Source organism: Sutcliffiella halmapala (assembly GCF_050107295.1).
In the GTDB taxonomy this organism is placed as follows: domain Bacteria; phylum Bacillota; class Bacilli; order Bacillales; family Bacillaceae_I; genus Sutcliffiella_A; species Sutcliffiella_A halmapala_A.
In genome coordinates, this window is record NZ_JBNIKR010000001.1 from 126,113 (window position 1) to 138,593 (window position 12,481).

Below are 12,481 nucleotides of genomic sequence, written 5' to 3' on the forward strand. Positions count from 1 at the left end.
AATAGGGGGAAAAAGGATGAAAAAGCTAGGGAGTATATTGTTTACGGTCATGTTAGTGTTCAGTTACTTGGTACTACCATTGAACCAGGCGAATGCGGAGGATCCCACGACATTGAAAATCGGATGGACGGCAGAGGCTGATAGTCTTAGTCCCTTTGTAGCGTGGACCATTTCCGCGACCGAAATCTTTAAGTTAATCTATGATCCATTAGTTGCCTTTGATAATGATGTAGAGCCGGTAGGAAGATTGGCAAAGGACTGGCAGGTAAGTGATGATAATTTAACTTGGACGTTCAATCTGCAAGAAGGGGTCAAATGGCACGATGGTACGCCGTTTACTTCTGCAGACGTTAAGTTCACCTATGAAACCTTACAAGAAAGTGGCTTAGGCTTATACGCAGGGTACTTAGATGGCATCACTTCCATTGAAACGCCGGATGAGCTGACGGTCGTCATCAAAACAGAGGACCCGAAAGCGAACATGCTGCAAAGCACGACCCCGATTTTACCAAAGCACATCTGGGAAGATATCTCGATGGAAGAGCTTGAAACATGGCCAAATGAAAACCCGATTGGAACTGGTGCCTTCAAGTTTAGTGAATTCAAGAAAGATGAGTTCATTAAGCTGGAAAAAAACCCAGCCTACTTCTACAAGCTGGCGAACGTTGATAGCCTTGTGTTCGTTCTCTATGCAAACACGGACACTTTGACGCAATCGTTAAAAATTGGCGAGATTGATGCAGCCATTAATATTGGTGCAAACCAAGTGAAAGTGCTGGATGCAGAGGAAGGTATGGAGGTTGTTTCCGCCACCACACACGGGTTTACGGAGCTTTCCATCAATACCTGGCCAGATGAAAATTCAAAAGGAAATCCACTACTGCGAAATAAAGACATTCGACACGCGATGAGCTATGCGATGGATAAGCAAAAGATCATTGATGTGGCCTATGCCGGTCAAGCAGCAGCCGGGTCGACGTTAATTCCTCCGAGCTTAGACTTCTGGCATCACAAACCGGAAAACCTACGCTCCTTTGACCCGGAAAAAGCAAAGGAAATCTTGGATAATGCCGGTTTTACCGACAAAGATGGAGATGGAATCCGGGAAGCAGATGGGGAGCCATTGGAATTTGAGCTGATGGTTCGTTCGAAAACATCCGAAGAGGTCCGCGCTGGTGAAATGATCAGCAGCATGCTGGAAGAAGTGGGAATTGGTGTGAAGCTCGAGACAGTCGATGATGGGCTACTAGTGGATCGAATCTATGATAATGCCGATTTTGATATGTTCATCTGGGGCTGGGGAACAGATGCAGACCCAACAACCATTTTAAATGTCATGTCCTCTGAACAAATTGGTAACTTAAGCGATTCTTACTATTCCAACGAGGAGTACGACAAGCTTCTGGCAGAACAAATGACCATCATTGATAAAGATGAAAGACAAAAAGTCGTCCATCAGATGCAAGAGATTTTATATGAGGATGCACCATATATCATCCTTTTGTATGACAATGCCCTTCAAGCGGTGAATACCGACAAATGGGAAGGTTGGACTAAGGTAGCAGGTGTGTACTTCTATTCGTTCAACCACGAAAACTATTTAAATGTAAAACTAGCATCAGCAGGTGAAGCAGCTGCTGACACGGAGGATAGCACCGAAGCAACAGCAGCGGACACAACAGGAGATGAAGAAGCTTCTGGTTCCTCTGGACCTGTCATTGCCGTTGTAATTGTTGCAGCCGTGATCATGACTGGAATATTCATCGCGAAACGCAAGAAAAAAGATGTTTCGATAGACGACGATATGTAAGAAAAATAAAGGGCAAAGTACGAACCTACTTTGCCCTTTATTACAAAGGCGAAGGTGAAAACAATGAATAAATACTATCTGATCAAAAAACTCTTTCAATCTATGGTTACGATTTTTCTCGTGTTAATCATTAACTTCTTTCTATTTCGCGTCATGCCGGGAGACCCGCTAGCCATGATCGTTCGAAACCCAAATGCATCAGAGGAAGCGATTGAAAAAATTAAAGTGTTATTTGGGGTCGACCAGCCCATGTATGTCCAGCTATGGCTTTATTTTAAGCAGCTGGCCCAAGGTGATCTGGGAATGTCCTTTATGACAAAGGAGCCGGTCATTCAAGTCATTGGTGAAAAGCTGATTCCGACCCTTTTATTAGTTGGATTATCTACCATCGTCGCGATCATCGTTGGCATGTTCATTGGAATTATTGCTGCGTCTAAACGTGGCAAAAAGATTGATATTATCTCCCTGACCTTTTCTCTTGTTACTTACTCGATGCCCACATTTTGGCTTGGAATCATGCTGATTGTCTTTTTCAGCGTCACGTTGAATCTTTTTCCCACGAGCGGGATGAGTACACCAGGTGCGATATTTGCCAATTCCTTTGAAAAGGCACTGGATGTATCCAAACACTTATTTTTACCAACCTTGACTTTGGCCCTTGTCTTAATAGGTCAATTCGTCTTAATCATGCGTAATTCATTACTCGAGGTATTGACCGAGGACTATATTACTACTGCAAAAGCAAAAGGGTTCTCCGAAAAATTAATTATTAGAAGACATGCACTGCCGAACGCGATGCTCCCTATGGTGACCATCATCGCAATCAACATCGGATTTATGATTGCAGGCGCCATTCAAATTGAAACGGTATTTTCATGGCCAGGCTTGGGGCGCTTGATGTATGAGGCATTGAACAACAGAGATTATCCATTATTACAGGGGATTTTCCTGATCGTCAGTGTATGTGTGGTGCTTGCAAATCTTTGTGCGGATATCATATATGGTTACCTGGATCCACGAATAAATAATAAAGCCTAGGGTGAAGGAAGATGGAACAAAAACATTCAATTGCTGCAAAGAAAACAACAGAATTTCTTGGAACATTTATACGGAACAAAATGGGGTACACAGGGGCGATCATTCTAGGTTTCTTTGTGCTGATAGCGGTATTTGGCCCGCTTTTAACCGACTATGACCCAAAAGAATATGGGGTAGCGGATGTGTTAAGCCCACCTACCTGGGACAACTTGCTAGGAACCGATGACCTTGGCAGAGATGTGTTAGGAGGCGTCATATTAGGTGCAAGAATCTCGATTATGGTCGGATTCATTTCCACCTTAATTTCGATGTTTGTTGGAACGGTGGTGGGGATTGCTTCCGGCTACTATGGGCGCAAAGTAGATACCTTGTTAATGAGATTGACAGATGTATTTTTGGTATTGCCATGGTTGCCACTGGCTCTTGTCTTAACCGCGATCCTCGGAGCAAGCTTATGGAACATCATATTTGTCATTGGCTTGACGAGCTGGCCGGGAACTGCCAGGATTGTGCGTTCCCAGACCCTTTCCATCAAAGAAAGGCAGTTCATCGAGCGGGCACGTTCCATTGGTGCCAATAACTTTTATATTATGAGAAAACATATTTTACCGAATGTATTTCCCCTTATTTTCGCAAATACCGTCCTTGTTTCTGCGGTAGCGATTTTATCCGAGACAACCCTGAGCTTCTTAGGGATGGGGGATACGACACAGCCAAGCTGGGGCATGATGTTGCACTATGCCTTTGAATCGGGTGCAGCAAGCCTTGGCGCGTACTGGTACTTAATGGCGCCGGGATTATGCGTGGTGCTTGTCGTACTTGGCTTTACCTTTATCGGGTATGCCTTTGATGAAATTTTGAACCCAAAGCTAAAAAGGAGATAGATGATGAGTCTTCTAGAAGTAAAAAACCTAAAAACCTATTTTCATACAAAAGACGGAATCGTCAAAGCGGTGGATGATGTCAGCTTCACATTGGAAGAAGGCGAAGCGATCGGCCTTGTTGGGGAATCCGGCTGTGGGAAAACAACAACCGCTTTATCGATCACTAGCCTGTTGCCGGAGGAAGGGACAATTGCAGGTGGGGAAATACATTTTAACGGAAAAAATTTAGTAGAGTTGAATTCAAATCAAATCAGGAGATATCGCTGGAACGAAATTTCGATCGCCTTTCAAGGGGCCATGAATGCCTTGAATCCAGTAAAAAAAATCGGGGAACAACTCACCGATGTCATGATGTATCACAACAAACTGGATTACAAGGCAGCAAGGAAAAAAGCCAAGGGGCTGATGGAATTAGTTGAAATCGATCCCGAGAGAATTGATCAATACCCCCATGAATTTAGTGGGGGAATGAAGCAACGTGTCATGATTGCGATGGCTCTTGCATGTGATCCGAAAATATTGATAGGCGACGAGCCAACTACCGCGTTGGACGTGATGGTTCAAGCGCAGATCTTAGAGTTACTCGAAAAATTACGTCAAGAGCTCGGAATGTCCCTGATTCTCATCACACATGACCTGTCCGTTATGGCAGAAACCTGTGACAAGGCGGTGGTGATGTATGCCGGGAAAATCGTGGAGACGGGAACGGTAGAGAACGTGATCAATCACAGCTCGCATCCTTATACGCAAAAGCTTGTCAAAGCGTTCCCCGACATTCATGGAAAACGGGAAATGACCGAATCGATTCCCGGATCTCCACCAGATTTAATCAACCCACCAAAAGGGTGCTATTTTCATCCAAGATGTGAGCATGCAACGGAGGAGTGCAAGAAGACAGCTCCAATGCTTAGAGAAATTGCAAAAGACCATTATGTTGCCTGTCACTTAAGGGGGGAGTAGGATGGACAGTCTCATCAAAACAAAGGATATGCGCGTCAGCTTCGATTTACAGAGCGGCTTTATAAAAGGAATCCTTTCGAAGGAAAAGAAACGTGTGAAAGCCGTTGATGGCATCGATTTAGAAATCAACAAAGGGGAAATCCTATCGCTCGTTGGGGAAAGTGGCAGCGGGAAAACCACAACCGGGAAAGCCATCCTTCAGCTGCTCGACAATGTCCAAGGGGAAATCACCTATGATGGTACGCCGATCCTGCAAAAGGATAAAAAGCAGCTACAAGCATTCCGCCAAAAAGCACAGATGATTTTCCAGGACCCCTATGAGTCCCTTAACTCGAAATTTTTGATTATCGACATCGTGGCAGAACCATTAGAAATAAATGGACGGATAAAAAATGAACAACATAAAAAGGAAAAAGTGATTGAGGCGTTAGAGTGGGCCGGGTTAAGGCCGGCGGAACAGTATCTTTACCGCTATCCCCATGAATTAAGCGGAGGACAGCGCCAAAGGGTCGTCATTGCAGCAGCACTGATCTTGAACCCACAATTTATTGTGGCAGATGAACCGGTATCGATGCTGGACGTTTCTGTCCGGGCCGATATCTTAAGGTTGATGGTGGATTTACGTGATAAAAAAGGTATTTCCTACTTATTCATTACCCATGATATCTCCCTGGCATGGTTGATTTCCGACCGGATCGCCATTATGTATTTAGGAAAAATCGTCGAGATTGGCGAAGTCGATAAGGTGATCTCATCCAGTCTCCATCCTTACACCAAAGCATTGATCAATGTCATGCCGAAACCAAAAGTGTCCGGTGAAAAAAGGAAGCGGATGATCCTAAAAGGCGAAACACCAAACCCGAGCAATGTCCCAAGGGGATGCCGGTTCCATACAAGATGCCCGTTTGCGGAGGAAAAATGCAAGGTGGAGGAACCGACATTAGTCGAATACAGCGAGAACCATTTTGCAGCCTGCCATTTTGCAGAGAAGCTGATGTAAGGAGTGAAGGATTATGGCAAAAGAACAAATAGATGCGATCCTGGAACGGGAAAAAGAAGGCTTAGTCGCATTAAGTCAATATATCCAGCAAAATCCGGAGCTAGGAGGAGAAGAATTTAAATCCTCCAAAGCCTTATGTGATTATCTAGTGGCAAAAGGTTTCACCGTTCAACGAGGGGTTGGACCTTTCGATACTGCGTTTATCGCCAATATGAAAAAAGGAGAGGGCGGTCCACATATCGCGTTCTGCGCGGAATACGATGCCCTGCCAGATGTGGGCCATGCCTGTGGTCACCACTTGATCGGTGTTGCAAGTGCAGCAGCCGGATTGGCACTGGCCAAGCTGGAGGTGGAGGAGCCGTATGAGGTGTCCGTCATCGGTACGCACGATGAAGAAGGGATCGGCGGGAAAATCGATTTAATCAAGGAAGGTGCGTTTGAAGGCGTGGATATCGCGATGATGTTCCACCCGGGATATTCCACGATTATCGACGTCAAATCGCTGGCGTTTCATAGCTATGACTTTATCTTTCACGGGGAAAATGCCCATGCTGCGTCTGAGCCGTGGTTAGGAAAAAATGCGCTGGATGGCGTGCTTCACCTGTTCAGTGGTGTGAATGCGTTACGTCAGCATGTGAAACCGGATGTTAGAATTCACGGCATCATCAAGGAAGGCGGAAAAGCAACGAACATCATCCCTCATCGGGCGGTTGCAGAGTTTTGTGTTCGCTCAATTGATAACGATTATTTAGAGGAGGTCTGCGAGCAGGTCTTTAACATAGCAAAGGGTGCCGCCCTCATGAGCGGAACGGAGGTCGAAATCAACGAAATTGGTCACCCGTATGCAGCAATGGTAAGTAATCAAACGTTGGTAGACTTGTATCAGGAAAGTCTAGATGAATTTGAGTATGTGGACAGGTCCAAGCATCACGAAGGAATGGGCTCCATCGACATGGGCAATGTGAGTCTGAAGGTTCCATCGATCCATCCGGTTTTATCCTTGACGGACAAGCTTGTCCCGGGCCACACAAAGGAATTTGCGGATATGTGCAACACCCCTCAAGCCTATGACATGATGGTGCTGGCAGGAAAAACAATGGCCCACACATGCTGGAAGGTGATCCAAAGCAAGGAACTGCAGCAGAAAATAAAAGAAGAGTTTATGGCCCTGGAAGGTTCACGTATTCCAACTTAACAGAAGTCGAGACACGAGACAGTAAAATAGGAAAGTAACAATGACTGATAAAAGCTTCCAGCAAAGAAGATTCAAGCTGGGCAAGAGCTATACCAATAAGGAAAGAAGGGTTTTATCGAAATGACAAAAAAACATCTTTTTGGAGAAATGACGTGGCCCGAGGTAAAGGAAGCGGTTAAAGAAGAACGAGTAGCGGTCGTCCCCGTTGCCATGATTGAAGAGCATGGCCACCATCTACCAATAGATACCGATCTCGTCCTTGCATCCGAAATCTGCTATCGCGCTGGAGCGAAATCACCGGAAAGCATGGTCATTATCCCTCCTATCAACCATGGGTACGCCCCCCACCAAATGGACTTTCCAGGCGTGATTTCCATCAGCAGTGAAACGTTCATTAACTATGTCGTCGACGTCTGCAATAGCCTGGCCCACCAAGGCTTTAAGAAAATTTTATTGATGAATGGCCATGGCAGTAATGTTTCACTCCTAAAAGTAGCGGCAAGACAGACGATGTTACACTATCCAGATGTGCAATGTACCTCCATCTCACATTGGGACCTTGAGCCCGTCGTCCAGCTAACCGAGCAGATCCGTGACTCCGAAAGTCCCGGCGGAATCAACCACGCCTGCGAGCTGGAAACATCGATGTATCTCGCAATAAAAGAAAATCTGGTACAAATGGACAAAGCAGTGCGCGACATCGACAAATACCAAATGTCCAAATACTTCTGGCTGGACCTGGTTGGAAAAGGAGAAGGCAGACCAGTCGTCATGGTTCCCTACTGGAGCTCCATCTCTGAAACGGGAACGCTAGGTGATCCGACACAAGCGACGAGGGAAAAAGGAGAAAGATTAATGAACGCAGCTGTCGAGGGATTAGTAGAATTTATCCAGATTTTTAGAGAAAGAGAGCCGAATCATCCCCGGGTTAATCATCATTTGTGAGAGGGGAGAGTTATTTTAAAATAAGAATAATATTTAACGCTACTTACAGCCGTGATAAATAATATTTCATGTCTTCAAACCCCGACGAACCTTTTTCCACAAGGTTCGTCGGGGTTTTTATCTTCCAAAAGCATGTTTATCTTCCTGCCCCTTAACAAATACTATCCAAGGTACTCAACAGACCGAATCAACAGGAGTGTTTTCAATTGGAAAAAGAAATGAACTACAGCGAAGACAATAAATTTATTCCTGTCACCTCCATCTCGGCTCATACAGGAGAAGAGGTGGCAAGGGACTTGTTTTATTACACCAATCAGGTGGTGAATATTTGTCTTTACGGTAGCCCGGAGAAACAGGATGGCTGGGTGCTTATTGATACGGGGATGCCGAAATCGGCCGATGAGATTCTTTCTGTGGTGGAAGAGAGGTTTGGTCCGGATAGCCGTCCGAAAGCGATGATTTTGACACACGGGCATTTTGATCATGTGGGAGCATCTGTGGATCTCGTCAGGCATTGGAATGTTCCGGTGTATGCCCATGAGCTCGAGCTCCCCTATTTAACAGGGAAAAGCAGTTATCCCGAACCCGATCCATCAGTGGAGGGAGGCCTGGTCGCAAAAGTGTCTTCATACTTTCCGAATGAAGCAACGAACCTCAGTGACCATATACAACCCCTTCCTGCTGACGGAAGTGTTCCAGGCATGAACGGCTGGCGATGGATTCATACTCCCGGCCACTCACCTGGGCATATTTCCTTGTTCCGGGAGGAGGACCGGACCCTGATCGCCGGCGATGCCTTTGTCACCGTGAGACAGGACTCCCTGTATAAGGTGCTGGTTCAAAAAATGGAAGTCTGCGGGCCACCACGATACTTCACCACTGATTGGCAGGCGGCTTGGGAATCGGTAAAGAAACTGGCAGCGTTAAATCCTAGGGTGGCGGTAACGGGACATGGCACCCCAATGGATGGCGAAGAATTGGCTGCAGGGTTAACAAAACTCGTGCAAGATTTCGAAAGCGTCGCAATCCCAGATTACGGACGATATATTTAACATTCCATTCAAATCGAGGAGGACATTATGAAAGCAGTCACTTATCAAGGAAAGAATACAGTAGCAGTAAAAAAGGTAGAAGCACCAAGAATCCAGGACCGTGAAGATGTCATTATTAAAGTCACCACCACTTCTATATGTGGGTCAGACCTTCACTTGTACCAGGGAAACTTTCCTCTGCCAATCGGCTATGTCATCGGGCATGAGCCAATGGGCATCGTGGAAGAGGTGGGACCTGATGTAACGAAGGTGAAAAAAGGCGACCGGGTCGTCATCCCATTTACCGTGGCATGCGGCACCTGCCATTACTGCGCGCACGACCTTGAAAGTCAATGTGATAATGCCAACCCGCACTACGATTCCGGAGGCTACTTCGGCTATTCCGAGAAATTCGGCAACTACCCGGGAGGACAAGCGGAATACTTACGCGTACCATTTGGCAACTATACGCCTTTTCACATCCCACAGGACTGTGAGTTGGAGGACGAATCCCTTTTGCTCCTATCGGACGTACTCCCCACTGCCTACTGGAGCGTCGATAATGCCGGTGTGAAAAAAGGTGACACCGTCATCGTCCTTGGCTGCGGCCCAGTAGGCCTGATGACCCAGCAATTCGCCTGGCAAAAAGGCGCCGAACGCGTCATCGCCGTCGACTACATTGCCAACAGACTCGAGCTTTCAAGAAAAATAAACCAAACAGAAGTATTCAACTTCACCGAATACGACGACATGGGCGAAACCCTAAAGGAACTAACAAAAGGCGGCGCCGACGTTGTTATTGACTGTGTGGGTATGGACGGAAAGAAATCACCGGTGGAATGGGTAGAACAAAAACTAAAGCTACAAGGAGGAACACTCGGGCCTATTCAGATTGCAACAAAAGCGGTGCGAAAAGCAGGGACACTGCAGATAACAGGTGTATACGGTGGGTTGTATAACATGTTTCCACTTGGGCCGTTTTTTGCAAGGAACATTAATATTAGAATGGGTCAGGCTCCAGCACGTCATTATATGCCGTATTTGTATGAGCAGATAAAGGATGGCAGGATTGATCCAAGGAAGATTATTACGCATACGATGGCGTTGGATGAGGCGGCGCATGGGTATCGGATTTTTAATGAGAAGGAGGATGGGTGTGTGAAGGTGGTTTTGAAGGCTTAAGAAGTTGCTGGAAAGATGCAAAGGGGAGTAAAAGTGAGGGGGGCTCTGCATTTTAGGTTATGATAAGGAGAACCGTACCATAAGTAACGGTAAACTCTTGTAAATATAGTGTAAAAGAAACTCAGTAAACACTTCTATAGAAATTGAAATAGATGGAGAACTGAAAAATATTAGCCTTGTATATTATGATGAAACAATCGCCCATTCACCAACTAGCAACTTTTTACTAGAGGACAAAAGAATTAGACCTGATCCATTTTAGTTGGTAAATAGTGGAACTGTTGATGAAATTTACTATGGGTATTTTGATCTTGATAAAGTAACGAAAGAAAAGAGCAAACATGGGAAGAACTTCTCGAACAAATGACGTTGATTTGGGAAAGGAAATAGGATCAAAGAGGGTCCCTCTATCACACATTCACCTTAGCCCTCTGTAAACACTTTGACTTTTTATGGGAGATGTTTCAGAATAAAGTGTAGATGAAGAGGTGAGACAATGAGTGAAAAGGTAACGAGTACAAAGTGGTTCAGTGTGGCCATACAGGCGCTCGTGGTGCTTGCTAATAATGAAGGTCGATGTCCGAGCGGAGAATTAGCAGAGAAACTTAATTCTAAATCCGTCTTTTTAAGAAAAATATTAAGGCATCTGGTTAAAACCGAATTAATCCAGGCGAAAGAAGGCCGAGACGGTGGGTATTTTCTTGTCAAAGATCCAAGTGAAATCAAATTGTCCGAAGTATATGATGCAATGAAAGCGGAAACCTTTCCTAAGGGGTTCTTTAATGTAGAAAGTAAAGAATGTTTTGCTGAGACTACTCGTGAATCCCTCTGTACATTACGTGATGAAATGGAAGGCTGGGTCGTTGCCGGTTTAGAACAAAAGACCGTAGCTGATTTAATGAAAAAGTGAAACATAGCTATAGCTGTTTCGCTTTTTTATTTTGTTCCCTTAACTGTAGTTGACAAAGGAACAGTTAACAACCTATACTGTTCTTGTAGAAAATACAGTTAAAGGGGAATGAATATGTCTAAAAAAACAATGAGCAAAGAAGAATACTTAAATAAAGTAAAAGAAATAGATACAACAAAAGAAGCGCCGAAACAATTAGAGGACACAGATTTTCTGACAGTTGCGAAAGAACGCCGTTCAGTAAGACAATATGATCCTGAATTCAAAATGGATAAAAGTGAAGTCTTAGAGATTCTTGAAGCAGCTACGTTAGCACCATCATCTAGCAACCTTCAACCATGGAGATTTCTAGTTATTGAAGATCAAAAGGAAAAAGAGCGTTTGTTGCCAATCGCCAATAATCAGCAACAAATTGTAGATGCTTCCGTGGTCATCGCAGTCCTGGGTGACAGAGATGCATACAAGAATGCCGATCGTATTTATAGTGCAATTGCTGAAAAGGGAAGAATGCCAGAAGACGTAAAAGACATGTATGTTAACAGCATTTTGGATGGTTACGGATCTTTTTCTAAAGAACGCTTAGCGAAAATTGCTCTCATTGACGGGGGACTTGTCTCCATGCAATTAATGCTTGCAGCTAAAGCAAAAGGCTATGATACCGTTCCGATGGGTGGATACGATGAAACAAAATTCATAAAAGAATTTAATGTACCGGAAAACTACGAAGCTATCATGTTAATCTCCCTAGGCAAAGGCGCGAAAGCAGGTTTTGAAAAAACTCGCCTTCCGCTTGATGAGTTAATAAATTGGAATCGATTTGAATAAAAAGGAAGGGTCGAGGGGACAGGCACCTCGACCATTTCAATATTTAAAGCACAAAAATCAGGTCACAGTGATGCCCCGAATTAAAGTGCAGAGTATTGCAAAACTCAACGGGTATGCTAGCCTATTCGGCACATACAGCCCTTAAAAGCAATGGGGACGGTTCCGGCTGCTACCTCGGCTCTCTAAATATCGATTGCCTTATAAGGCTGTATAAATGGTACTCAACATTGGCGCGAGTGTCACTTAAAAATGAGTGAGTAATTACGAGCATTTAAATGTAGAATCTTTAACATGGTGCCTATAACCAAGATGGAGAGTTCATTGTTTAAGCTCTTCGATGGCATATATCTGGAGTATTTATTGTGAAATACTCTACACTATGATGAAGAAGCATCGAGAACCGTCCCTGATGCTTATGTATATTCCCTGGTTTCTTGGTAAGGATGGTTAATACCAAGGAGAGGAAAGAAGGGATATTTTATGGACAAGTTTAATAAAAAGAAGGCGACACCGAAAAAACTGACCCGTTTAAAAGGGGAAACCCAAATGGAGAAAAAGAACAAGGAAGCACTAAAAATAATCAAGTCTATCAAAGGGATGTTTGGGTGAGCGGGGGATGGTTCTTTGCTTTCAAATTGCTTATAAGTAGAAATAATGATAAAAAAGCTGAACGTAGAGACAGTTGTCCTGCGTTCTTTTTA

At 44.6% G+C, this 12,481-nt stretch carries 12 protein-coding genes; all 12 read left to right on the forward strand.

Going from position 1 to position 12,481, the window contains the following annotated elements; all coding sequences use genetic code 11:
• Positions 1 to 16: 16 nt before the first annotated feature.
• Positions 17 to 1,810: an ABC transporter substrate-binding protein gene (locus ACQCT5_RS00655; protein WP_499637798.1), complete on the forward strand. Its 1,794-nt coding sequence runs from the start codon at positions 17 to 19 to the stop codon at positions 1,808 to 1,810.
• Between the two features lie 63 nt (positions 1,811 to 1,873).
• Positions 1,874 to 2,848, forward strand: a complete 975-nt coding sequence (locus ACQCT5_RS00660) for an ABC transporter permease (protein ID WP_499637801.1) — start codon at positions 1,874 to 1,876, stop codon at positions 2,846 to 2,848.
• Between the two features lie 11 nt (positions 2,849 to 2,859).
• Positions 2,860 to 3,732: an ABC transporter permease gene (locus ACQCT5_RS00665; RefSeq protein ID WP_499637804.1), complete on the forward strand. Its 873-nt coding sequence runs from the start codon at positions 2,860 to 2,862 to the stop codon at positions 3,730 to 3,732.
• A gap of 3 nt (positions 3,733 to 3,735) precedes the next feature.
• Positions 3,736 to 4,692: an ABC transporter ATP-binding protein gene (locus tag ACQCT5_RS00670; RefSeq protein WP_499637807.1), complete on the forward strand. Its 957-nt coding sequence runs from the start codon at positions 3,736 to 3,738 to the stop codon at positions 4,690 to 4,692.
• 1 nt (position 4,693) lies between these two features.
• On the forward strand, positions 4,694 to 5,692 hold the full coding sequence (locus tag ACQCT5_RS00675) for an ABC transporter ATP-binding protein (RefSeq protein WP_499637810.1): 999 nt from the start codon (positions 4,694 to 4,696) through the stop codon (positions 5,690 to 5,692).
• Positions 5,693 to 5,705: 13 nt separating this feature from the next.
• Positions 5,706 to 6,887 carry a M20 family metallopeptidase gene (locus tag ACQCT5_RS00680; protein WP_499637813.1) on the forward strand — a complete coding sequence of 394 codons (1,182 nt, stop codon included), beginning with the start codon at positions 5,706 to 5,708 and terminating at the stop codon, positions 6,885 to 6,887.
• A gap of 120 nt (positions 6,888 to 7,007) precedes the next feature.
• A complete protein-coding gene (locus ACQCT5_RS00685; protein WP_499637815.1) occupies positions 7,008 to 7,832 on the forward strand; it encodes a creatininase family protein in 825 nt (274 codons plus the stop codon).
• Between the two features lie 206 nt (positions 7,833 to 8,038).
• Positions 8,039 to 8,884 carry an MBL fold metallo-hydrolase gene (locus ACQCT5_RS00690; protein WP_499637818.1) on the forward strand — a complete coding sequence of 282 codons (846 nt, stop codon included), beginning with the start codon at positions 8,039 to 8,041 and terminating at the stop codon, positions 8,882 to 8,884.
• Positions 8,885 to 8,911: 27 nt separating this feature from the next.
• A complete protein-coding gene (locus ACQCT5_RS00695; RefSeq protein WP_499637821.1) occupies positions 8,912 to 10,045 on the forward strand; it encodes a zinc-dependent alcohol dehydrogenase in 1,134 nt (377 codons plus the stop codon).
• Between the two features lie 496 nt (positions 10,046 to 10,541).
• Positions 10,542 to 10,955 (forward strand): RrF2 family transcriptional regulator, encoded by a 414-nt coding sequence (locus ACQCT5_RS00700; protein WP_499637824.1) that lies wholly within the window; start codon positions 10,542 to 10,544, stop codon positions 10,953 to 10,955.
• A 114-nt stretch (positions 10,956 to 11,069) separates the two neighbouring features.
• Positions 11,070 to 11,780 carry a nitroreductase family protein gene (locus ACQCT5_RS00705; protein WP_499637828.1) on the forward strand — a complete coding sequence of 237 codons (711 nt, stop codon included), beginning with the start codon at positions 11,070 to 11,072 and terminating at the stop codon, positions 11,778 to 11,780.
• Between the two features lie 480 nt (positions 11,781 to 12,260).
• Entirely contained in the window at positions 12,261 to 12,389 is a 129-nt protein-coding gene (locus tag ACQCT5_RS00710; protein WP_499637831.1) for a hypothetical protein, read from the forward strand.
• The last annotated feature ends 92 nt before the right edge of the window (positions 12,390 to 12,481 follow it).

Coding starts and splice junctions, on each gene's coding strand:
- ACQCT5_RS00655 (WP_499637798.1), top strand. CDS start 17: ATGAAAAAGCTAGGGAGTATATTGTTTACGGTCATGTTAGTGTTCAGT.
- ACQCT5_RS00660 (WP_499637801.1), top strand. CDS start 1,874: ATGAATAAATACTATCTGATCAAAAAACTCTTTCAATCTATGGTTACG.
- ACQCT5_RS00665 (WP_499637804.1), top strand. CDS start 2,860: ATGGAACAAAAACATTCAATTGCTGCAAAGAAAACAACAGAATTTCTT.
- ACQCT5_RS00670 (WP_499637807.1), top strand. CDS start 3,736: ATGAGTCTTCTAGAAGTAAAAAACCTAAAAACCTATTTTCATACAAAA.
- ACQCT5_RS00675 (WP_499637810.1), top strand. CDS start 4,694: ATGGACAGTCTCATCAAAACAAAGGATATGCGCGTCAGCTTCGATTTA.
- ACQCT5_RS00680 (WP_499637813.1), top strand. CDS start 5,706: ATGGCAAAAGAACAAATAGATGCGATCCTGGAACGGGAAAAAGAAGGC.
- ACQCT5_RS00685 (WP_499637815.1), top strand. CDS start 7,008: ATGACAAAAAAACATCTTTTTGGAGAAATGACGTGGCCCGAGGTAAAG.
- ACQCT5_RS00695 (WP_499637821.1), top strand. CDS start 8,912: ATGAAAGCAGTCACTTATCAAGGAAAGAATACAGTAGCAGTAAAAAAG.
- ACQCT5_RS00700 (WP_499637824.1), top strand. CDS start 10,542: ATGAGTGAAAAGGTAACGAGTACAAAGTGGTTCAGTGTGGCCATACAG.
- ACQCT5_RS00705 (WP_499637828.1), top strand. CDS start 11,070: ATGTCTAAAAAAACAATGAGCAAAGAAGAATACTTAAATAAAGTAAAA.
- ACQCT5_RS00710 (WP_499637831.1), top strand. CDS start 12,261: ATGGACAAGTTTAATAAAAAGAAGGCGACACCGAAAAAACTGACCCGT.